This is a genomic window from Simiaoa sp., assembly GCF_051972595.1.
Lineage (GTDB): Bacteria > Bacillota > Clostridia > Lachnospirales > Lachnospiraceae > Acetatifactor > Acetatifactor hominis.
Genome location: NZ_JBOKRY010000008.1, coordinates 37953 through 60844, shown reverse-complemented (window position 1 = coordinate 60844; position 22892 = coordinate 37953). Strand labels below are relative to the sequence as shown.

The 22892-nt window shown below is 43.5% G+C and carries 26 protein-coding genes and 1 pseudogene; all 27 read left to right on the top strand.

Annotated features, from left to right (window positions below):
* Positions 1-80: 80 nt before the first annotated feature.
* Positions 81-1370 (top strand): annotated as a pseudogene (locus tag ACTRDR_RS04855) (ABC-F family ATP-binding cassette domain-containing protein); the annotation flags it as partial.
* Positions 1371-2027: 657 nt separating this feature from the next.
* Complete coding sequence (locus ACTRDR_RS04850; protein WP_418624547.1) at positions 2028-3278, top strand: hypothetical protein; 1251 nt, start codon at positions 2028-2030, stop codon at positions 3276-3278.
* 126 nt (positions 3279-3404) lie between these two features.
* A complete protein-coding gene (locus tag ACTRDR_RS04845) occupies positions 3405-5252 on the top strand; it encodes an ABC-F family ATP-binding cassette domain-containing protein (RefSeq protein WP_440526364.1) in 1848 nt (615 codons plus the stop codon).
* A 267-nt stretch (positions 5253-5519) separates the two neighbouring features.
* Positions 5520-6410, top strand: a complete 891-nt coding sequence (locus ACTRDR_RS04840; RefSeq protein ID WP_440526363.1) for a hypothetical protein — start codon at positions 5520-5522, stop codon at positions 6408-6410.
* Between the two features lie 51 nt (positions 6411-6461).
* Positions 6462-8093, top strand: a complete 1632-nt coding sequence (locus ACTRDR_RS04835) for a hypothetical protein (RefSeq protein WP_440526362.1) — start codon at positions 6462-6464, stop codon at positions 8091-8093.
* A 484-nt stretch (positions 8094-8577) separates the two neighbouring features.
* Positions 8578-8799 (top strand): hypothetical protein, encoded by a 222-nt coding sequence (locus ACTRDR_RS04830; RefSeq protein ID WP_440526361.1) that lies wholly within the window; start codon positions 8578-8580, stop codon positions 8797-8799.
* Positions 8800-8835: 36 nt separating this feature from the next.
* Complete coding sequence (locus ACTRDR_RS04825) at positions 8836-9156, top strand: DUF4314 domain-containing protein (RefSeq protein WP_440526360.1); 321 nt, start codon at positions 8836-8838, stop codon at positions 9154-9156.
* A gap of 19 nt (positions 9157-9175) precedes the next feature.
* Positions 9176-10141 carry a DNA adenine methylase gene (locus ACTRDR_RS04820; RefSeq protein WP_440526359.1) on the top strand — a complete coding sequence of 322 codons (966 nt, stop codon included), beginning with the start codon at positions 9176-9178 and terminating at the stop codon, positions 10139-10141.
* Positions 10129-10578, top strand: coding sequence for a hypothetical protein (locus ACTRDR_RS04815; RefSeq protein WP_440526358.1), 450 nt, complete (start codon positions 10129-10131; stop codon positions 10576-10578). Before ACTRDR_RS04820 ends, ACTRDR_RS04815 begins: the two co-directional genes overlap by 13 nt.
* Positions 10559-10834 carry an AbrB/MazE/SpoVT family DNA-binding domain-containing protein gene (locus ACTRDR_RS04810; protein ID WP_178047870.1) on the top strand — a complete coding sequence of 92 codons (276 nt, stop codon included), beginning with the start codon at positions 10559-10561 and terminating at the stop codon, positions 10832-10834. The genes ACTRDR_RS04815 and ACTRDR_RS04810 overlap by 20 nt, the downstream gene beginning before the upstream one ends.
* 40 nt (positions 10835-10874) lie before the next feature.
* A complete protein-coding gene (locus ACTRDR_RS04805; RefSeq protein ID WP_440526357.1) occupies positions 10875-11402 on the top strand; it encodes a YodL domain-containing protein in 528 nt (175 codons plus the stop codon).
* A 14-nt stretch (positions 11403-11416) separates the two neighbouring features.
* On the top strand, positions 11417-11830 hold the full coding sequence (locus tag ACTRDR_RS04800; RefSeq protein ID WP_440526356.1) for a septation protein SpoVG family protein: 414 nt from the start codon (positions 11417-11419) through the stop codon (positions 11828-11830).
* Positions 11831-11892: 62 nt separating this feature from the next.
* Positions 11893-12123: a DUF6133 family protein gene (locus ACTRDR_RS04795; RefSeq protein WP_440526355.1), complete on the top strand. Its 231-nt coding sequence runs from the start codon at positions 11893-11895 to the stop codon at positions 12121-12123.
* A gap of 67 nt (positions 12124-12190) precedes the next feature.
* A complete protein-coding gene (locus tag ACTRDR_RS04790; protein ID WP_440526354.1) occupies positions 12191-12586 on the top strand; it encodes a septation protein SpoVG family protein in 396 nt (131 codons plus the stop codon).
* 1 nt (position 12587) lies between these two features.
* Complete coding sequence (locus ACTRDR_RS04785; protein WP_440526353.1) at positions 12588-12986, top strand: prepilin peptidase; 399 nt, start codon at positions 12588-12590, stop codon at positions 12984-12986.
* A gap of 7 nt (positions 12987-12993) precedes the next feature.
* Positions 12994-13737, top strand: coding sequence for a Flp pilus assembly protein CpaB (cpaB, locus tag ACTRDR_RS04780; RefSeq protein ID WP_440526352.1), 744 nt, complete (start codon positions 12994-12996; stop codon positions 13735-13737).
* Positions 13738-13742: 5 nt separating this feature from the next.
* A complete protein-coding gene (locus ACTRDR_RS04775) occupies positions 13743-14543 on the top strand; it encodes an AAA family ATPase (protein ID WP_440526382.1) in 801 nt (266 codons plus the stop codon).
* Complete coding sequence (locus ACTRDR_RS04770; RefSeq protein ID WP_440526351.1) at positions 14540-15895, top strand: type II/IV secretion system ATPase subunit; 1356 nt, start codon at positions 14540-14542, stop codon at positions 15893-15895. Before ACTRDR_RS04775 ends, ACTRDR_RS04770 begins: the two co-directional genes overlap by 4 nt.
* On the top strand, positions 15889-16818 hold the full coding sequence (locus ACTRDR_RS04765) for a type II secretion system F family protein (protein ID WP_440526350.1): 930 nt from the start codon (positions 15889-15891) through the stop codon (positions 16816-16818). The genes ACTRDR_RS04770 and ACTRDR_RS04765 overlap by 7 nt, the downstream gene beginning before the upstream one ends.
* Positions 16819-16830: 12 nt before the next feature.
* Positions 16831-17703 carry a secretion protein F gene (locus ACTRDR_RS04760; protein ID WP_440526349.1) on the top strand — a complete coding sequence of 291 codons (873 nt, stop codon included), beginning with the start codon at positions 16831-16833 and terminating at the stop codon, positions 17701-17703.
* Positions 17704-17726: 23 nt separating this feature from the next.
* A complete protein-coding gene (locus tag ACTRDR_RS04755) occupies positions 17727-18131 on the top strand; it encodes a DUF4320 family protein (protein ID WP_440526348.1) in 405 nt (134 codons plus the stop codon).
* The gene (locus tag ACTRDR_RS04750) at positions 18128-18676 is read left to right on the top strand and encodes a hypothetical protein (RefSeq protein WP_440526347.1); all 549 of its coding nucleotides are present in this window, start codon (positions 18128-18130) and stop codon (positions 18674-18676) included. The genes ACTRDR_RS04755 and ACTRDR_RS04750 overlap by 4 nt, the downstream gene beginning before the upstream one ends.
* A gap of 112 nt (positions 18677-18788) precedes the next feature.
* On the top strand, positions 18789-19334 hold the full coding sequence (locus ACTRDR_RS04745; RefSeq protein WP_440526346.1) for a DUF6550 family protein: 546 nt from the start codon (positions 18789-18791) through the stop codon (positions 19332-19334).
* A 56-nt stretch (positions 19335-19390) separates the two neighbouring features.
* Entirely contained in the window at positions 19391-21160 is a 1770-nt protein-coding gene (locus tag ACTRDR_RS04740) for a hypothetical protein (RefSeq protein WP_440526345.1), read from the top strand.
* Between the two features lie 36 nt (positions 21161-21196).
* On the top strand, positions 21197-21535 hold the full coding sequence (locus tag ACTRDR_RS04735; RefSeq protein ID WP_178047854.1) for a DUF3852 family protein: 339 nt from the start codon (positions 21197-21199) through the stop codon (positions 21533-21535).
* Positions 21536-21561: 26 nt separating this feature from the next.
* Positions 21562-22002 (top strand): hypothetical protein, encoded by a 441-nt coding sequence (locus ACTRDR_RS04730; RefSeq protein ID WP_440526344.1) that lies wholly within the window; start codon positions 21562-21564, stop codon positions 22000-22002.
* Positions 22003-22029: 27 nt separating this feature from the next.
* Entirely contained in the window at positions 22030-22890 is an 861-nt protein-coding gene (locus ACTRDR_RS04725; protein ID WP_440526343.1) for a conjugal transfer protein TrbL family protein, read from the top strand.
* Positions 22891-22892 lie beyond the last annotated feature (2 nt).

The window sequence follows — 22892 nt, the reverse complement described above, 5'->3', positions numbered from 1 at the left end:
GAAAAATGATACGATTCTTTGAGAAAAAAGTTTGGATAAGCTATGCGGAGAATTAATTCTGAAAATATGAGGTAGTACAGATGAATATATTGACTGTTGACAATATTACCAAAAGTTATGGAGTACGCAAGATTTTTGACGGAGCCTCCTTTTTCCTGCAGGAAGGGGAAAAGGCCGGAATCATTGGTATTAACGGAACCGGAAAATCTACTTTGTTAAAAATAATTGCCGGGCTGGAGGAGGCCGATGACGGTACCGTGATCAAGGCAAATCACTGTCTTGTGCGTTACCTGCCCCAGAATCCGGAGTTTGCACCGGAAGAGACCGTACTGGAAGCGGTGCTGCGGGGCAACCGCGTGGAGGAAAACGCAGGAACCATCGAGGCGGATGCCAAAAGTATGCTGACAAAACTGGGTGTTACGGAATTTGACCAGCCCTGCGGGCAGTTGTCCGGCGGACAGCGCAAGCGTCTGGCACTGGTATCGGTACTGTTGTCCCCGGCGGAGATCCTGTTATTGGACGAGCCTACCAACCATCTGGACAATTCCATGTCCGACTGGCTGGAGGACCAGCTGCGCCGCAGAAAAGGTGCCATGATCATGGTCACGCACGACCGGTATTTCCTGGACAGCGTCACTGACCGGATCCTGGAGCTGGACAAGGGGAAGATCTATTCTTATGATGCCAACTATTCCGGCTATCTGGAACTGAAAATGCAGCGGGAAGAGATGGCGCAGGCCAGTGAGAAAAAGCGTCTGAACATTTTACGGAATGAGCTTGCCTGGGTGCAGCGCGGTGCCAGAGCCCGCTCCACGAAGCAGAAGGCGAGATTACAGCGTTTTGAGGAACTGAAAAATGTGAAAGGTCCTGTGACGGACGGTAAGGTAGAGCTGGCTTCCGCAGCATCAAGACTTGGCCGGACTACCGTGGAGATCGAGAATGTGTCCAAGAGTTATGGGGATAAAGTCCTGATCCGCGATTTTACTTATCTGTTCGGGAAGGATGACCGGGTGGGATTCATCGGACCCAACGGAAGCGGCAAGACTACGTTAATGAAAATGATCCTGGGTGAAGTGGCTCCGGACAGCGGACATATTGAGATCGGGCAGACCGTGAAGCTGGGATATTATGCCCAGGAGATCGATGACACCATGATGCATCCGGAGCAGAGAGTCATTGATTACATCCGGGATGTGGCAGAATATATCATCACGGAGGATGGACAGATCACGGCAGCGAGAATGCTGGAGAGGTTTCTTTTTTCCGGGGAAGATCAGTATGGACAGCTGGGAAAACTGTCCGGTGGAGAGCGGCGCAGACTGCAGTTATGCAAAGTCCTGATGGGGGCACCGAATGTTTTGATCCTGGATGTAAACTATAGCCCCCTTTTTAAGTGTGCATAGAGTGTATTGAGTAACAAAATAGGTGTAAAAGGTACTGGATACACAAAAATATCGTTATACTGTGTATTGTGTAACAAGGGATATAATCAAAAAGATGACTACTTTTTTGTTTGGTGTATAGGTGTATAAATGAAAGGTAAAGTAAATGAGTGATGTAATAACATGAATATGATTAACATAGAGAATCTGACAAAGTCTTATACTGAGAGGAAGCTATTTGTCAGTGTAGCGTTTCCTTTACAGGAAGGAGAGAAGGTAGGTGGCATAGGTATCAATAGTTGTAGGAAATTCATGTTGATGAAAATTATTGCTTGAAAGTGATATGGCTGTAATGTCAACAGACTTTGTAAATTGAGTCAGATCGTGGCTGACAAAGAAGCGGCAGATTGTCTATTGAAAGAGAGCGGATAGAGAAACAGATTGCCCAGATGTTGGAATTTAGTAATGATTTATGTAGAAACAATGCATCAGGGTTGTTTCCGCATACTTAATAAATAAATTTTTTGATTTACACTTAGTATAAATTTATGACAAGGGATTTCTGTTGGAGATATATTTAAATTGTTGTATAATGTTAAAAGAGAGAAATCTGTGAATTGATTGTTGATTTAGAGGAAAGAAAAAATGGCGCAGTTTAGAATAAAAACCAATGAAAATAAAATACTATGTCCAAACGAAATGGATAACGATGAAAAAAAGTTATTATATGAAAAGTGTAAAAATGGTAAAGTGAAACTTTTTTGCAATTGTAATGGAGTAAGTGAATATAAAGTGCGTAATGGAAATTGGGCAATATATCCATGCAGTCAAGGGAAACAAGCAGATCACGAGGATTGGTGTCCGAAATCGAAAGTATTCTTAGATAAACGTGAGTATAATGCAGGATTTTTGATTGATGATGAGACAGGGGAGGTACGGGTGCATTTATCAGAACCATTAATGCACCGGGATCAAAACAACGATGAGCCGGATGAAAATGCACCAAATGAAAATGTTCCACAAAATCATGGTGGAGGAGGTAGAAGATATCCTCAGTATCAGCAAGGAGAAATTACAATTTCTGCAATGATAAAGAAGATGAATATGCTCACATTTAAACATGTTGCATTTTATAAAGGAAAAAATAGTACAGGGTATCCTAAAACGGAAGTAATGATTAAGAAAATGTTTTGGGCTGAAAAGCGGACAAGGATAGGGGCTAGGAGAAAAAGCATTGCTGATTTAGATCGTCAAAAAGATGGTCTGGAATTTGTATACAAAGAATTAGCAGAGATACCTCCATATAAGGAAGAGGATGAGATTACACGTTTAGTAATAAAAGAAAAGAAAAATGGTAAGGCGTTATCAGTTCCTGTTTATACAAAAGAGTTAATTAGAGCGCTTGAAGAGTACGAAAATACATATGCGACTAATGATTTATCTAATAGAAGTATTATTTTAGCAGGATTTAGAGATAAGTATGCAATGTATAGCCTGCGATTTCTTTTAGTAAATGATTATGGATTATTTTCTGAGAGTAATTATGAAGTGCAAATGTATAATGCCATTTGTGAAATAATGAATCAAAATGGATTTAAGGAAAGAGGAGCATTCTTTTATAAACCGTTTGAGTATGGATATGGTGCATATAGAGATAAATATTTGGAAGATGGTATTATAGAATTTGATGGGACAAATAAAAAAATAGTTATAGAAGTTTATGGTAGAGATGATAAGGATTACTTAGAGAGAAAAAAAATTAAGTCCCAGATGCTTTCGAACAAGGATGATATATATATTTATATTCCATGGGAAGCATATCATAATGAGCCCTTACCATATATGAAAATTCGTGCTGAAATAGAAGGGGTATTAGAGGAAGTAAGTTCTCAATGATTGTTAAAAGAAAGTTAGAAAGAGGATTTACTTGATAAAGAAGCTATAGAAAATAGTTTCTCTTATTAAATACAGTATGTGATTGTGTATGCTGTACGAGAAATTATAACTGAAAGAGGCAATAGCATGAATCTGATCAATATAGAAAAACTGACTAAGTCCTATACCGAAAGAAAACTATTTGAAGATGCTTCTTTTTCGCTCCAGGAGGGAGAGAAGGTTGGTATTATCGGTATCAATGGAACAGGCAAGACTACGTTACTGCGGATGATTATGGGAACAGAAGAAGCAGAGGAAGGAAACATCACGGTTGCCAATCATGTGGTAATGCGTTATCTTCCACAGCATCCGGAATTTTCGCCTGAGAAAAGCAGTTTGGAATGTGTATTGGAAGGAAATGTGACCGAGGAAAACAGGTGGTCTATAGAAAGCGATGCCAAGGCAATGATGACCAGACTTGGGATTAAAGATTATTCGCAGCCTGCCGGACAATTGTCTGGCGGACAGAGAAAACGTCTTGCGCTGATTTCAGTGCTTTTATCTCCTGCGGATATTCTGCTTTTGGATGAGCCGACCAACCATTTAGATAATGATATGGCGGACTGGCTGGAGGATTATCTGAAAAAGTGGAGAGGTGCCTTGATTATGGTTACCCATGACAGATACTTTCTTGACAGCGTATGTAATCGAATTGTGGAGATTGATAAAGGGAAAATATATAGCTACCAGACAAATTATTCGGGATTTCTGGAACTGAAAACACAGCGTCAGGAGATGGAAGTTGCAAGCGAGCGAAAACGTCAGTCGATCCTGCGAGTGGAACTGGAATGGATACGCAGGGGAGCCAGAGCACGTTCCACCAAACAAAAAGCACATATTCAGCGTTATGAGGAGCTGAGGGATAAACAGGCTCCGGTACAGGATTCACAGGTGGAATTGAGTTCTATTTCTACAAGATTGGGAAAAACCACTGTAGAACTGGATCATATCTGCAAGTCCTATGGAGAGAAAAAACTGATTGATGATTTTTCCTATAATTTTTTGAAAGGGGACAGAGTAGGATTTATTGGCCCTAATGGATGCGGAAAATCGACACTGATGAAAATGATTGCAGGAATTATTTCTCCGGATTCTGGAAAAGTTATTATCGGTCAGACAGTCAAAATGGAATATTATGCGCAGGAGATCGCTTCAGAGAAACCCACGGATGAAACGGAAATAGATATGTCCTATATGGATCCGAACCAGAGAGTGATTGATTATGTGAAGGATACAGCAGAATACATCCAGACAGTGGACGGACTGATGTCCGCATCAGTGATGCTGGATCGATTCTTGTTTCCGCCGGAAAAGCAGTACAGCCTGATTGGAAAACTATCCGGTGGTGAGAAGAAAAGATTGAACTTACTTCGAGTGCTGGCATCGAGCCCTAACCTGCTCATTCTCGATGAACCGACCAACAATCTGGATATCGCTACGCTGACCATACTGGAGGATTACTTGGATCGCTATGAAGGAATTGTCGTTACGGTATCTCATGACCGATACTTCCTGGATAGAACGATGAGACGCATCTTTGCTTTTGAGGGCGATGGAAAAATCAGACAGTACGAAGGCGGCTATACCGATTATGCCTTAAAAAAACAGGCAGAGAGGGAAGCCGAAGAAACAGAAACACCCAAGAAAGCGGAAACGGCAACCGGAGCAACACAAAAGGGACAGCGTACCCGTGGCCCCCAGAAGTTAAAGTTTACTTATCAGGAACAGAAAGACTATGAAACTATAGAAGCGGACATTGCTGCGCTGGAAGGGAAAGTAGAAAAGCTTGATAAGGAAATGGAGACAGCATCGACGGATTTTGTAAAATTGAATCAATTGGTAACAGAAAAAGAAACAACAGAAAAGCTGTTGGAAGAGAAAATGGATCGGTGGATGTATCTGGAAGATCTTGCGACAAGGATTGCGGAGCAATAAAAATAGTTTGAAAAAGTGACCTCATGGGGTCACTTTTTTAGTGCCTGCAAATCTAGAAGGTGATAAATGGAGTCTTAGTATAAGGACATATAAAGACGAGGGGCAGAGATGATATAGGAAAGGAATTGCATGAAACGAAGAAAAGGGTACCAGGTAGAATATTAGGGAAAAAAATATGACTCATTAAGTGAACTTAGTAAAGACTTAGAACTACCATATTCTCCGCTTATGCATAAATATTATCGAACGAAAGATGTAGATAAGGCCGTGAAAATAGCACAGAGGGCAAAGGAAGCAGAAACTTATGTCGTATGGGGAAGAAAATATAAGAGTGTCTCAATGATTGCAAATGAGTATGGAATTAAACGATCAACTATTTTCAAAAAAATGGAGCAGGGAAACACGTTAGAAGAGGCTCTCACAGAAATACTTAAAAAAGAAGTTATTTTTTTTCAAGGAAAAGAATTTCACGGATTGACGGAGCTTAGCTGTTATTATGGTCAGGATGTGTCATTGGTATGGGAGAGATTAGCATATGGAATGAATTTGAAAGAAGCATTGTTCAGCCCGATCAGGAGAAGGAATAAGCCTCAATGCAAAATAGAGTATCACGGAATAACATATGAAAGTAAAAGAGATTTCTCGCGGAAAAAGAAAATAAGTGTTGGCTGTATTCATGAAATGATGGTCAATAATAACGTAGACTTTGAAACTGCTGCAGACATTTTACTGGAGGTAAAAGAGAAAGCGGGGATACCGGCGGACCGTATGATAAGTCGAATTCCTATGTGTATTATCCGGGGAAAGGAGTATAAAAGTATTGCTGAACTGGCATCTGAATTAAAAATTACAACAAGGGCCATTAGTACCTACAAAGCAAGAAATGGATGTGCCGGAATTTTGGAAGCATTAGCTCGAATGCAGAAGGAGAAACGAGAAAAACATATTATAAACGGGAAAGCAATTTCCTATGAGGAAATGAGTAAGATGGGATACTCTAAGTACAAATGTGGGAAAGTTCCCAAACAAGAGTTTCCTTTATACCCGCAGCTTATAGGATATGATTTTGCCACAGATTGTATAGATGTTGCTCAAATCTACGCGGAGGTAAAAGCAGAAAAGCTGGAACAGGTGAGGGGAATGATCATGGAAATATAGAGAAGCATTTTTATAGAACAAGGAAGACAATTATGAGACAGGAGGAGAGGAATGAAAATTACAATATTAATCGGAGGACATAGAAGTATTGAACTTCCGCTGTCAGATGAAGAACTAAATTTTCAAATGAGACAGATGGGCATGAGAGAAACGATACCTAAGGGCAAACTTGTGAAAGTGTCAGAGAAGGATAATCCCTTACAAAAACTGGAAGGACAGTTTCTGAATATGGATGAGGTAAATTTCTTTGCCAGGAGAATGGAGCATCTGACAGAATATGAAAGAAAAGTTTTGGCAGTATATGCCAATGACTGTGACGTGAGTACAATAAAGGATTTGATCAATCTAACATTTAGTATGAAAGGCCTTTCTCTGCTCACAGATTTTTCAGATGCCAGTCAGGTGGGAGTACGTCTTTATACGGACGAGTTTTCAGAAATACCAGAAGAGCAGATGGATTTCACAGAGTTTGCAAAAAACGCCTTAAAGGAGAGCAATGTGAAAGTACTACCTTATGGAGTGTTGGTAGATCATGGATTTGAATTGTTGGAAGTATATAATGGAAAGACATTCCCGAAATTTATTGTATCAGAGGAGACGGTTGCAGTTGTCGAGGTACAGAATACTACTGGGGATAGAGAATATCTGTATCTGCCTACGGATATCTGTTCCATGGATAAAGTAAAAGAAAGGCTGCAGGTGAGGGAATATCGGGAGATGAAAGTGACAGAAGTGAAAAATCTGCGTTTACCTGATACTCTTGTGCCGATACCGGAGGATATAAATGAGATTCAGCAGTTAACCTTGTTTAATGAAATGTGTCGAAAAGTCAGGAGATTTCAAGAAGCAGAACTGAAGCAGCTTGCGGCGGCTGTGCAGTTTACTGGTTTAATCAATTTCTCCGATGTTGCTTATATTGCGACGCATCTTAACGAGTTTGAAATTAATCCTACGGTACATAACGATGAAGAATATGGAAAGTATTTAATAACGGAATCGGGATTGTTTGAAGTGGATGAGTTGTTGCTGCCGCATATTAATTATGCAGCCTTTGGAGCGGATAAAAAAGCAGGGACATTTGAAGTAAGCGGTTATATAGATGATGGATTTGTAGGGGTAACCAGACCAATAGAAGAGTATAGTCAGTACAAGGGAGAATTTGCGGATCCATTGGAAATAACGGAGGAGGGCTTGGAAAAATTCTGTCTGTTTAGTCCATTGATTGCAAATCTGAACATGAGAGGAATAGCTGAAGGAGAACTGTACGGCAGTGATCTTGTACAGTATTTAGAAATAATAGAGGAGGCAATTGAAAGAGAAAAGTGTGAGGGGGAAGAAGCAAGAGGACTTATGCACTATTTCGATGAAAGCAGGGAAGTGGCGGCAAAAGTAGTATCGGCACATCCAAAGGTAGCTGATGTGGATGGTGAGCTGTATGGTGTGCTGGAATGTAAAATAAGGGATCCTTTAACGGAAGAAGAAATCAAGATATTGAAAGACTTTTGGACAGGACAGATGAGTGATGGCTGGGGAGAAGGATTTGAACAGCAACCACTTACAGTAGAAGATGGGGAAATCTATATCAGCTTTTGGAGCAGAAAAAGTTTTTGGAGTGTCATGACAGAGAGAGAACTTATAGGGAAACAACAGGTACAGAATACGGAAACACAGATGCATATGTAAAGCGGCGCTTATTAAAAAATAGGCGCTGCTTTTTTATGAAAAATAAAGGAGGATAATATTTTATGGCAGGATTGTTTTGCAACAGCCCGGAACTGCAAAGACTGGAGAAACAGATGCGGCAGCCCCCTGGGTATCGGGCGAGGGGACATGGCAGCATAGAAGACATGAGTGAGTGGAAGGAGATGGGAGCTTACTCTGAAATCGTGGATTATGTTATTGACCGTATGCACTTGGAATATTTGAAAAAAAGAATCAGTGAGATCTTCGATCAGACAGAGGATGAACACTTTTTCTACGACAGCGACCATAAAAAAGATTCTATTTATTATGGTCGGGATCGAAAGAGAATACGCTGTCCAGGTTACCGAACTATGCAGCTACTGTTTTTTTACTTTCTGCGGATGAAAAACTGTGGGAAAAAACACGCAGGCAGATGTCAGATACCGGAATTTATTTTAATCAAGTTCGGTTGGGAAGTGTTACTTTGGAACAATATATTCTGTTCCATGCGGCAAAAGACGCTTATCACGGGACAAAGCATATCCGCCTGTCGGAATTGACAGACAGAGAACTGGTACCGGATGAGATATTGAGACTTATTGTAAATGCTTTTGTGATCGAAAGATATGGCATGGATATTGTGGAACAGAAAATGTGTGAAGAAATCCTGGAAGAACGGAATTACACAGTACTTGCGCAGAGCTAATAATGTCACAGTAGAAGAAAATACAAGGAGGAAGCAGTGTTAAGCAAAGCAGAAGTAGATGAAATTAAAAGAATGTATCCGCAGGGGATGAAAATCCGCTTGATTGAGATGCAAGGGGAACCTCAGATGCCGGATGGACTTGAAGGAAAGGTCAAGATGGTAGACGATGCCGGACAGATTCATGTGGCATGGAGCAACGGAAGCAGTCTGGCGCTGAATACAGAAAAAGATTATTTCGAAGCTGTTATTACGCAGGAATATTTAGAGCAGAGACGTAGAGAAGCCATGGAGGAAAAACAGAATTCAAGAGAAAACCCTGAGGAAAGTGGTTCGGAAATAACCCAGAATATGATGTAATACAGGGAAGGAGCAAAGCTTGAACAGTATAATCAGTTGGGTCGGCGGGAAAAAGGCATTGCGGGATCTGATTTATCTGCGAATGCCATCGCAATATGACCGCTACATAGAAGTGTTTGGTGGTGGAGGCTGGGTATTATTCGGAAAGCCGCCGGATAAATGTATGGAGGTTTACAATGATTTCAATTCGAATCTTGCAAATCTCTTTTATTGTGTCAGGGAGAGACCTATGGCTCTCATTAAAGAACTGTCTTTTTTACCGTTTAATTCCAGGGATGAGTTCGTAATGCTACGGAAGTTTTTAACAATGGAGGAATTTAAGAGTGAACATCTTTCGGAAGAATTGGAGATCGCCACACATTTCTTAAAAGAACCGGAGGCGGCAGAGATCCGTGACATTCTTATGGAGCGGGCGGCGGTGGGAGATGTGAAGAGAGCAGCGGCATTTTATAAAATTATCCGCTACAGTTACGGAAGCGGATGCACCTCTTATGGATGCCAGCCCTTTGACATCCGCAAGACATTCACGATCATCTGGGAAGCAAACCGGAGACTGAAAGATACCGTAATAGAGAATAAAGATTTTGAGGCACTCATCCGTCAATATGACAGACCGAATGCCTTTTTTTATTGTGATCCTCCCTATTATGAGACAGAGGGGCATTACGAAGTGGTGTTCCGCAAGGAAGACCATGTAAGACTCCGAGATACTTTAAAAGGAATTCAGGGGAAATTCATGGTTTCTTACAATGACTGTGAATATATCAGGGAATTATACCGGGACTTTCAGATCGAAGCTGTAACCAGAATTAATAATATGGCACAGAGGTATGACAGTGGTAGTGAATTCCCGGAGGTGCTGATCGCTAATTATGACATGGGAGAGCGTAAGAAAAATCAGCCCAGGCAGATCAGTTTATTTGAAATGGGTGCAGAGGAAACTTCGATTTTATGGAGAGGAAAGGAGAAAGAATGCTCCAGTTAGTGGAAATGGAAGGAAGAGTGACAGAGAACGGGTGTATAGAGATTCCTATGACGGTACTGGATCAGACAGGGATCTGTACCGGTGATGCGATAAAACTGATTTACATGGCAGAAGAGGAAGAAGTTAAGAGTGCGGCAAAAGAATTTTTGCTTGTGAGAAATGATCAGGATGTAGTAGAGGAACTGGCAAGGGAGCAGCGTGTGTCACTACAGATCCCGGAAGAACTGTTACAGGATGCAGGAATTTCGATGGATGCAGATCTTGACATTGTGTGCCAGAACGGTCGGATTGTCATTTTTTCATCGGAACTTTTGAAAGAAATGGAGATCCCGGAAGAAGTTATGGAAATCTGTAATGAACTGGGAATCTCAGAAGATAAGGTAAAGATCATATTGAATACTACGGAAGGGGTATCGGATGAAAAAACAGGTACATAAGCTGTTGGATGAAAAAGGACGAATTCTGATTCCGAAGGAATTTCGTCAGATGACAGAAATGGAATGTGGAGACATTGTAAAGCTGTCTGTGAGTGGCGGAAAAATTATATTATCCAAAGTAGATATTGTAGAAATGGGAAGTCAGGATCCGGAGACCATGGAAGCCTATGTGAATGCCGCAGTAAAACAGTTGAACCCTGCAAAGCAAGTGGCACTTGCTGCAAGGATTTTGAAATTCGCACAACAGGAAACGTAGAGCAGGAATATTTTTCCAAACAGCGTGGTGGGGAGGACAGATGAAGAGAATAGATATTGTGGATGGAATCCTGTATTACTATGGAAATCCGGCTGGCTGTGTCAGTGGCGAAACTGCTATCCTCGATACCATGTTTCAGAAAGAGGAACTGATTCGTTTTTTAACAGAAAAAGGGATAGAGAATCCGGTATTCCGTGGCGGCGTATATGATCAACTATCGGAAGATAGTGGTACAGAAAAAACGATAACTATCGACAGAAAGGAGTCAAAAAAATTCAGGATCTATCAACTGGGACAGAAGAGTCCTGTTACGATGCGGTTTATCAGTCTGGCAGAGCGAAGGAAAAGAGGGTATGACAGACCGCAGCGAGGGGAATATGTTCTGGTTCATGAAGAGGAGATCGAAAAATTCAATCTGGAAGAAGTCTGGGAGAAATATGGACAGGCGGTTCCCGAAAACTTTGCGGGACATGCCTTGGCTATCTCGGACGTTATAGAGTTTGCGGATGGTGATGCCAGCCGCTTTTTCTATATAGACGCTGCCGGATATGAAGAAATTCAATTCTGATAAGGAGGAAGATTATGCCCAGAGAAAAGGCAACCCAACCCGGGGGAGAAAGCACAGAGAAAAGAGAACAGCCCAGTGAAGCACACAAGGAGGCAGCACCGATGCAGCTTGAGGTGCGTATCCATTCGATCCGACCGAGTGAAAGCATCAAGGGAACGGCATCTGTGAATATCAATGGAGCATTTGCTGTTCGGGGAATCAAGATCATCGAAGGAAGCAATGGACTGTTTGTATCCATGCCGAGCTATAAGGCCGGTAATGAATACAAGGATATTTGTTTCCCCATCACGCAGGAGTGCAGAAAGCAGCTTCATGATGCAGTAATAGGTGCTTACGAGCAGGCGATCGCACAAGGACAGGACACTGTAACAAAGCATCACGAGATGCAGGCTCCCGAGGGGCAGGCAATCGAGATGAGTGGCATGTAACACAAACAAGCGATAGTAACAGAAACCAATAAGAAGAAAATAACAAAAACAGGAGAAAAAATATGGCAAAAATGATGAAGAAAGTAGCAAACGGAGTTAAGACAATGGCAGCGAGAGCAACTGGTCTTGTGAGAGACAAAAAGGGTGAGAACTATGTGGATACCGCAGTCAAAATTCTGATTGCAGTGGTTCTCGGAGCATTATTGTTGGCAGGTCTCTATGCTCTTTTCGGAGATGTGGTCATGCCCACGCTTACGCAGAGAGTTCAGGAAATGTTTAACTATGCGGGATAGGATGTTTCACAGACATGGAAAACAGTTACAGGATCGGACAATTCACGGAAAGAAAAGGAGAATATAGATGCTCGGAGAAATGAATACCAACTTGAAGGTAGAAGATTTACAGATGGATGTAATGATCACGGAGACATACCCCGGAAAAGGGGTACTGGCTCTCGCAAATGTTAAGATCGGAAACTTTGTGACTATCCGCAATGTCAGAATCAAAAAGGATGATTATGGATTCACGGTTGCCATGCCTAAGACAAAGGGAAATGCAGCGGGACAGTACCAGGATACGGTGTACTTTGCAAACAGGGAAGCGAAGGAAAAATTTGATCAGGTGGTACTGAAGGAATATGAGGACTATATCCACCAGCCCACAGCACTGGAAAGGAGAGAACAGGGCAGAGAGGAATGTGACGACTTGGAGGATCTTGAACAGGAGGAAGATAACAGCATGAATATGGATCTGTAATATGATCCGGCTGTTGTATTTCTTTATGGCTCTGTTTTCGGCGGCAGTCATAGATCTGCAAAAGAGGATTGTCCCAAATTGGATGGTATGCCTGGTGGCACTGATCAGTATTGTGCCGCCGGGACGGCCCTGCCTTATGGGAATTCTGGCAGCCCTGCCGCTGTTCCTTGCAGGGATCACCATAGGAGGAATTGGTGGAGGAGATGTGAAACTGGTGGGAGCCTGCGGTCTGGTACTTGGCCTGTATCAGACTGTCATAGGATTGATTTTAGCACTGAGTCTGTTAATTCTGTGGCATATAGTGAGAACTGTAACTACCGGCAGAAAAGAAAAACAGGCGTATCCGTTGGTTCCGTTTCTTTTACTGGGAATGTTTATTAGTGTTTTGACAGGAGGATGAGAGAGCAATGAAATTGTTGAAGAATCGTACTGTGTTGGGACTGCTTTGCATTGCAGCAGCCCTGCTTATCTGTTTTGTACTGACCCCGTTACTGAATGCCGGGATGTCGAAGAAGACGACCATTGTGCGTTTTACGGAAAATGTGAAGGCAGGAGAAGAAATCAAAAAAAGCATGCTGCAGGAGATCGAGGTGGGAGCCTATAATCTGCCGCCTGATGTATTAAGGAGCATTACCGAAGCAGAGGGAAAATACCTGACGACGGATGTGTATGCGGGGGACTATCTTCTGGCAGAAAAGGTATCGGAGGAACCCGCTGCGGAAAATCAATATCTCTATCACTTAAACGGAGAGAAACAGGCGATCTCTATTACCATCAGTTCTTTTGCGGAGGGACTGTCCGGCAAATTGAAGAGCGGAGATATTGTGTCGGTGATTGCCCCGGATTACCTTGGCAGTGGAGAAACAGTGATCCCGGCAGAATTAAAGTATGTGGAGGTCATTGCGGTGACGGCAAAGTCCGGTAACGATGCGAACACACAGGAGATGGAGGAAGAAAAGGAGTTACCCTCCACCGTTACGTTGCTTGTCCGGCCGGAACAGAGCAAACTGCTGGCAAGACTGGAAGCGGAAGGAGAAATCCATCTGTCACTGGTATACAGAGGTGACAGGGAAAATGCAGCAAAGTTCGTAGAAGCGCAGGATCTTGTGCTGGAGGAAATGCAGCAGGAAAACGGGGAGGAAGAGTCTTGAACTTCATGAACAATTCTATATTCCAGAGAAACAAGGCATGTGAAAGAGAAGAAGAGAATCCGGAAGAGGGAGGGGTACTTGCTGTATGGGGAAGTCCCTCCAGCGGGAAAACAGTAGTATCCGTGAAATTGGCGGAACATCTGGCAAAGAAAAAAAGAAACGTTATCTTAATTCTTGCAGATATGATTACACCACCGCTGCCTTACTTATGCGTTCCTTCAGATATGGAACAGGAGAGGTCACTTGGAAGTATTCTTGCAGCAGCACATGTGACAGAAAATCTGATAAAAAAGAACTGCATGTTCTATCGGAAGAGCGAACATCTGTCCATAATCGGAATGTTGAAAGGTGAGAATGTATTCACATATCCACCTTATGAAAAAGAGCAGGCAGAGGAACTGATCCGCCAGACAGCGCAGATTGCACCTTATGTCATTATAGACTGTACCAGTAACATTGCGTCGGATATTCTGTCTGCGGTGGCACTGATGGAAGCTGATACGGTACTGCGGCTTGTGGGATGTGATCTGAAATCCATCAGTTATCTATCGTCCCAGCTTCCGATGCTTTCCGATCATAAGTGGGATGCCGATAAGCAGCTAAAGGTCGTATCCAATATCCGTAAACAGGATACCGGCAGTCATATGGAACAGATCCTCGGCAAAGTGGCATTCCAGATTCCCTACAGTAGTGAAGTAGAGGCACAGTTTTTAGAGGGTGAACTGCTGGGAGAGCTTGGCCTAAAGGAAAGTCGGGCATTTCGCAGAGAAATTGAGATAATCAGCAGGGAGGTGTTCGGAGTATGAAAAACAATCAGAACCTGTTCTTCGCTCCGGAGGAAACGGGAAGATCATTTTCGGATGTCTTAAAAGAAGTACAGGAGTATATCTCCAGCAAATATTCTACGCTTATGACAGAGAGCGGAAATGAGGAAGTAAAGCAGCAGATCAAACGGTATATTACAAAGTATATTTGTGATTACCGCATCACGGTGACAGGAAAAACGCAGGAACAGTTGATCGATGAGCTTTACACAGAAATGGCAGAGTTTTCTTTCCTCACCAAGTATATCTTCGGAACCGGGATCGAAGAGATCGATATTAACTCCTGGAGAGATATTGAAGTACAGTACAATGACGGCAGATGTGAAAAGCTGGAGGAACATTTTGAATCTCCGGATCATGCGGTCAATGTGATCAGGCGTATGCTTCATGTGTCGGGAATGGTATTGGATAACGCTTCCCCGGCAGTACTGGGACATTTGAGCAAGAATATCCGAATTGCGGTATTGAAAACACCCCTTGTAGATGAGGATGTGGGAATTGCGGCATCCATCCGTATCGTCAATCCACAGAGCCTGAAAAAAGAAAACTTTGTGGAGAGCGGTACTGCAACAGAGGAGATGCTGGATTTTCTGTCAGCGTGTCTGCAATATGGCATCAGTATCTGTGTGGCAGGAGCCACCAGCTCCGGAAAAACCACACTTGCGGGATGGCTCCTTACCACGATACCGGATGGAAAGCGAATTTTTACCATTGAAAACGGCAGTAGAGAACTGGCACTTGTCAGAGAAAAGGAAGGAAAAGTGACCAATAGTGTCATTCACACGCTGACAAGGTACAGTGAAAATGAGAAACAGAATATCGATCAGGATATGCTCTTAGATATGGCGCTACGTTTTAATCCGGAGATCATCTGTGTGGGAGAGATGCGGAGTTCAGAAGCATATACGGCACAGGAATCTGCCAGAACCGGACATACGGTACTGACTACCATCCATAGTAACAGTTGTGAATCCACTTACAGCCGAATGCGGACACTGTGCAAGAGAAAATATGATATGGATGATGAGGTGCTGATGGATCTGGTGACAGAAGCCTTTCCTATTGTGGTGTTCACCAAGCAGCTTGAAAACCGCAAGAGGAAACTTATGGAGATCATGGAGTGTGAGATCACAGCAGACGGAAAGAGAAAGTATAACCCGCTGTATCGTTATGAAATCACAGAGAACCGAATGGAAGGGGATCAGTTTATTATTAACGGCATTCATAAAAAGGTATGTGGAATTTCGGAAAGCCTCAAGAAAAGATTTTTAGAAAATGGCATGCCGGTGGATGTATTAGAAAAAATTGAGAAAGGAGGCGGGAAAGCATGCTGACTTTACAGATGATTGCCTGCATCGGAATGATTGTGGGAGCATTTCTGCTGCTTGGCATCCAGCTAAATGACTTTACAGGGAACATTTTCCGGAAGCTTTTGAACAAACCCCAGGGAATCAGGGAAGAGATACTGGAAGAGACAAAGCAGAAGAAAAAGTCTTACTTACGCAGAGAAATAGAAGAAGTACAGAAAATCCTGCATACCACAGGCAGGGAAGATTTTTTCCCGATGCTATGTACAATCTCAATGCTTCTGTTTGCAGCCGGAGCGTTTACGGCGGTAATGCTGGGAAATGTGTTCCTGATTCCGGTACTGGCTGGTGGGTTTCTGTTCCTCCCTTTCTGGTATGTGAAACTGACTGCCTCGCATTTCAAAAAGGATGTATCGGCGGAACTGGAGACCGCCTTATCGATCATCACCACAGCATACCTGCGCAGCGAAGACATTCTGACTTCGATAGAAGAAAACCTTGCGTATCTGAATCCGCCGGTGAAAAATGTGTTTGCAGATTTTGTGGCAAGGGTACGCCTGATAGACCCGGATCTGGAGGCGGCACTGGACGTGTTAAAAGAAACAATGGAAAACGAGGTGTTTCAGGAATGGGTGGATGCCATGAAAGCGTGTTTGTATGATCGATCACTTAAGACCACGCTGACATCGATTGTTGCAAAATTATCGGATATGCGTATTGTAAATGCAGAATTGGAATATCTGGTAGTAGAGCCGAGAAAAGAATTTATTACCATGGTGGTACTGGCGGTGGGGAATATTCCACTGCTATATTTTCTGAATCCATCCTGGTACGATACGCTCATGCATACCATAGCCGGACAGATTATGCTGGCAATTACCGGCATCGTCATTTTTATTTCTGCAGCATGCGTCATAAAACTGACGAAACCGATTGAATATCGGACATAAGGAGGAATAGAAATGAAAATCATACTGTTGTTTGTATTTATCCTGACAGCATGCGGTCTGTTCCTTTTGCTGTCCGGATTTTTAAGACTGCCTACGCTGCGGAGCGGCAGGGCAATGGTGCGGGCCGGAAAAAAAGAAAAGAAACTGCAAAAGGTACTGGATACCTTTTACATGGACGGGGCGGTATATCTTGGAAAATACATAGGCATGAATGTCTATAAGAAGAACCGGATGCAGAATGTATTAAACGCCGCGGGATTTAAAATGTCGCCGGAAACCTATATGGCATATGCTTATTTGAAGGCGGGAAGTGTTTTTTTACTGATTCTTCCGGCACTGTATTTTTTCCCGCTACTGGCTATTTTCCTCGTTCTGTTAGGAGTTATGATCTACTATAAGGAAACGGGAAAAGCAGAGGAAGTATTAAAGGAAAAGAGAGAGCAAATCGAGGGAGAACTGTACCGTTTTGTGTCTACGATATCTCAGGAACTGAAAAACAGCAGGGATGTATTATCCATGCTGGAACATTATAAGGGAAATGCAGGAGAAGATTTCCGGAGAGAACTGGATATCGTGTGTGCGGATATGCGTTCCGGCAGCTATGAAGCAGCACTTACCCGCTTCGAGGCAAGAATGAATTCACCACAGCTATCGGATGTAGTCAGGGGACTGATCGGCGTATTGCGGGGAGATGATGGAGCCATGTACTTCCAGATGCTCACTCATGACTTCAAGCAGGCAGAACTACAGAGATTAAAAGCAAAGGCAGCAAAGATTCCGCCCAAAATCCGTGTTTTTTCATTTGCTATGCTGTTGTGTTTTCTGGCAACCTATTTTGCCATCATCGGATATGAAATTATAAAGTCCATGGGAACACTGTTCTGATAAAAGCACAGGAAGGAGAAAAAATGAAGCGGGTTTGGAAAATTATGAGAGACAAAAAAGGGGAGGGATATATTGATGCGGCGGTTGTTGTATTCTGTGTAATGTTTGTCATCGCCCTTGGGGTCAGGGTATTTCCTGTGTTTATCACGAAACTCCAGCTTGATAATTTTGCAGATGAACTGGTGAGAGAAGCAGAGATCAGTGGCCGCATAGGATATGAAACAACTGCAAGACAGAGGACACTGGAGGAGAAAATGGGGATCCACCCGACAGTAAGCTGGTCCAGACAGGGGAAGATTCCTTTGAATGAGGAAGTCACAGTGACACTGATCCTGCAAAAAGATCTGGGACTGTTTGGGAGGCTTGGTTCTTTCCCGGTTACCATGAGAGCCAGAGCATCGGGAAAAAGTGAGGTATACTGGAAGTGAGAAAACATGATCAGAGAGTAAGAAAACTGTTAGGGGGACAGGAAGGAAGCATGGCTCCGCTGGCGGTGGCTGCAGCAATCGCCATGCTGATTATAATTCTCGGTGTTTCAGAGTATATGCGTCTTGTGATTACAGCGGCAGGGGTAAAGGATGCCCTGGAATCTGCGGCTATTGCGGTGGTAAATGATAATTATAATGAAGTATATCACGGAATCAGGGAAGGATATGCCGCAGGGTATGAGCCGGATGATACAGGATTTATGGAATCCCTGGATTATGGGGATGTTTACGGCAGAATGTGTTCCCTGCTGGGACTGGAAGAAGACGGAGATGGCTGCGTGTGCCGTAATACAGCAGGCAGACTGGAATATCGGATAAAAAATCTGACTGTGAATGTTCATAATACAGCGCTGGCATCACCGGGAGGAACTTATTATGTGGAGGCAGGACTTACCATAGAAATACCGGTATGTTTTGGAGGAAAGATTGTGTCGAATCTGTCCATTCCACTGAGAGTAAAAGCAGCTTACAGGGAGAAATTTTAGTAAAATATTACAGATATCGTGATTGTTTATACATTCTCATAGACTTTTCAAAAGTTTTATGATAGCGTGTGAACTACGACAGATAAACGGAAAACAAAAAGGAGGGTATGCCATGAAAGATAAGACAAAAAAGTGGCTGGCAGTGGTAATACTGCTGGCAGTATGTGCAGGTCTGCTGTTTGGAATTCACAGGATGTTTTACCGGGAACCGGGCAGAGAAGCAGAGGGAGTGCAGGCTACGTCTGAGGAGACAGAAATCTATGTGGAAACAGAGACGACCGATGTGAGTGAGACGGAAAATCAGGAAGCAGAACCGCAGGAATCCCTTGTGATCGAGGCAGAGGCAGCAACTTCTGTAAGTGATACAGAACAGGAGATTCAGGAAACCCCGGAGAAGACAGAAGATGCAAAGCCCGGTGTACCGCCGGAAGTGTCGGAGGATACAGGAATAGATCAGCCGGATACACCTCCGGTCTATATGGAAGAAAAGGCGGAGCAGCCGACAACGGCAGGGAGCCAACAGCCTAAGACTGGAGATTCCAAAGATGGAATGGTATATGTAGAAGGGTTTGGCTGGATTAAAGATGAAGGAGCCGGATCGGGGATCTATGCGGGAGATATGTATGAAAACGGGAATAAGATCGGAATCATGGATTAAGGATGAGAAAGCAGATGCGTAGAAATACGATCTGCTTTTTTCGTGAGGAAAATAAGATGAAATTTATAAAACAAGGACTTTTTCTGCTGGTATTTCTGCTTACTGTGAGCATTCCCATAACGACTTATGCGGCCGGAGAAGGGAACATTGACCATGGCGGTGGAATGCTGGGGGAAGGAACCGGTATTAACTTTTGGAGCAGTCATGACGAGGGAGTGCGGGTGACAGTGGTGCGGGCCAGTGACGGTGCAGTCGTGTCAGCATCCATTGATCTGACCAATAAGCAGCCGACAGACATTCGAGTGCATTTCGGCAAGGTGAGTAAAACGGCATACCGGAATGGAACGGGACTGTCTGCATGCATGGGCGGTTATACATTTTATAATCCGGCACAGCATCTTCCCCAGATTATCAGCACTTCAAACGGTGGGGCAAATCTTACTGCTATCAAACAGTATTTCACAGACGAGCAGGTTATCAGAGCCATTGCCGGATATGTAGGCATGGACTTTCAGGCATTGGTAAACGGTGAGTATAAGCTATTGCTGGAGCCTGTGGCTTATGTGACCTTTGAAGGAGTCAGAACGGCATTTACAGCTACAGAGGCAGCAAAATACAACCAGTTAAGAGGCGGCATGATTCGTAAGAAGATGCCGTCTCTTTCTCATAAGAACCTGCCACTGGCTATGTTTTTGGAGATATCGGATCTGGGATATCCGGCATGGAGCGGCTCCAGAACGGAGAAGGCAGGCGATGAAGATATCATCCGGGCATTGGGACTTGGTATTGTGAGATTTAATGAGACGATCACACCGGAAGTCATTCAGGCAGATTACACATACCGTGTGGATACTGATGTGATAACGGCAGTCACAGTGAGCGGAGGACAAAGCGATCCGGATCAGCCGGTCAGCGTGACATTTTCTATCTTGGGAAGAAGCTACAAGGTTGAAAATGTGTATTACCCAGAGGATGGACAGCAGCTCGTGTGGGTAAAATGGCATACCCCGTCCACAGAACAGCATATCACGATTAGCGTGACCGTCAGCGGAGGCAGTGCATCCGTGAGCCGGGGAACCATCACGGCGAACATTGAGGATCTGGATGACAATCCACCGCCCAATCCTGTTGCAGATGAAAGAAATGACAGCTACCGGAAAGAAAATGCAGTGATGCCCGTAAATCCAGAAAAGACAGAGGCAGCATGGAGTGTATGGAGACCCTGGTGGAAAGAAAACTGGGTATGGCATAGTGACTGGAATTGGGAGGATGACGGACATTCGGGGGACTGTGCAGCAGGATGTACGGAAAAACATGGGCACTGGGAAGACGATGGAGAATACAAGGATGAAGGCTGGTGGGAGTTTGCCGAGGATCATTATTCGGCGTCTCTGTCTGCAACAATGGAACTTGTTACAGATGAAACATCTCCCACAGCGGATGGAAGTACGATAAAGAGCGGGTATGGAGTCAATGTGTTTGTAAACACAAGAGCCGCTACCAGCCAGTCATCAGCAACAACGGCTCCGCAGACAGCGGTCAGCTATTTTCCGGAATTCTATTATGAACGATACTGGCGGTTGCTGGATAGAACAAGAAACGGTTATAGTGCGGTGTTTGAATTTCGAAATAACAGATATTCCACTTACCGCCGGCGGACACATTTTACTCCCATCTGGATGCCGGATGGGGAATATAGAGTCTATACCTATCTGCTGGACTGCTGGACACCGGATGGAATGCTATCCATGAATCTGACAGATTCGGTGCAGATAACAGGAAACCTGTGGGAAGACTGGCATATTGCACCGCAAAATATTAGATAGAAGACTGAAAAATACATGCACGGAAAGGAAAAGTGAATGAAGAAAAAGAAATGGATTATGACAGTATTCTTAGTGCTGGCACTTACGATGCTGTTTGGAATGACGGTATGTGCTGCTGGAAAAGGAGATGTGGCCGGAGCCATTGAGAAAACATGGGAGGATGCTTCCGAACAGATCAAAACGGTCGTCAACAAGGTAGTATTTCCGGCAATCGACCTGGTACTGGCTGTTTTTTTCTTTGTGAAATTGGGTACGGCATATTTTGATTACCGGAAGCAGGGGCAGTTTGAATGGACAGCACCGGCGATTTTATTCGTTTGCCTTGTGTTCACACTGACAGCCCCCATTTATATTTGGAAAATTCTTGGGATGTAGAAATCATACCTGAAAAGAGGTGCAGAATGACATTTTTTGAAAGTGAATTAGAGAAGATCCTTGGAAAAAGCTCTCTGTTAAAAAATAAAAAATATCTTGGGAAATGCTGTTATGGAATTCTGGACGGAGATATCAGAGCAAAGGTAGAATTCAAGGATAGACAAGTGGCGGATAATTATTCCGGCATCTGGGTGACGATCCTTAACCGGAAAGAAGGTCCCTTGGATACGGTGTATCTGTCTTTTTCCGAGATTCTTGGAAAGAAACAGGTGAATAACCCGAATTTCCGTGAGGGTGTAATTCCCCATATATGGACAAACGAAGGCAAAGATCAGTGGTATGCATATCAGCCGGTGAAAAGTGATTACCGGAAATTGACGGAAAAAGTCGAGGATTACCTGTCTGTATTTTTGGAAATGGACATAACAGAAGAAATGCAGGAAGGAGCAGAACAGAAATTAATTTAGGGCAGGATCGGGGAAAGAAGGTGTTACATGTTTATATTTGATTTTGCCGCAGATACGGTATTGGATCAGATCATTGACTGGCTGTATGGTAAGATCATTGGCTTTCTCAATGATTTTTTTGCAATGATGAACAATATGGGGGTGGAACTATTTGAACTACCCTGGGTAAATGCAATTACCACTTTTTTTGGCTGGATTGGCTGGGCGCTGTTTGTTGTTGGATTGGTAGTGGGAGCTTTTGAATGTGCCATAGAGTACCAGGGAGGCAGAGGCAGCATGAAAGATACCGCCCTAAATTATATCAAAGGATTTATGGCAGTCAGCCTGTTTTCTGTACTTCCCATCAATCTGTATTCCCTCAGTGTGTCACTACAGAGTTCCTTTGGATCAGCATTGTCTGGAATTACCAACACGGAAAGTATCGGCATGACAGCACAGGAGGCATTGACATCGGCAGTTCTGTCGGCTATGGGAGATCCGATTGTACAGATATTCTGTGTGATCATGATGGGATATGCAGTGATAAAAGTATTTTTCGGAAATCTGAAAAGAGGAGGAATCCTTGTAATTCAGATTGCAGTCGGGAGCCTCTATATGTTTTCTGTTCCCAGAGGATATATTGATGGTTTTACCCAGTGGTGCAAACAGGTCATAGGAATCTGTCTTACCGCCTTTTTGCAGGCAACCATACTGACAGCGGGACTTATGATATTCAAAGATCATCCATTACTGGGGCTTGGAATTATGCTTTCTGCTGCGGAAGTACCGAGAATTGCCGGACAGTTTGGAATGGATACCAGCACCAGGGCAAACCTGATGAGCGGAGTCTATGCGGCGCAGGCAGCGATCAACATATCCAAGACAATCGTGAAAGTAGTGGCGGCATAAGG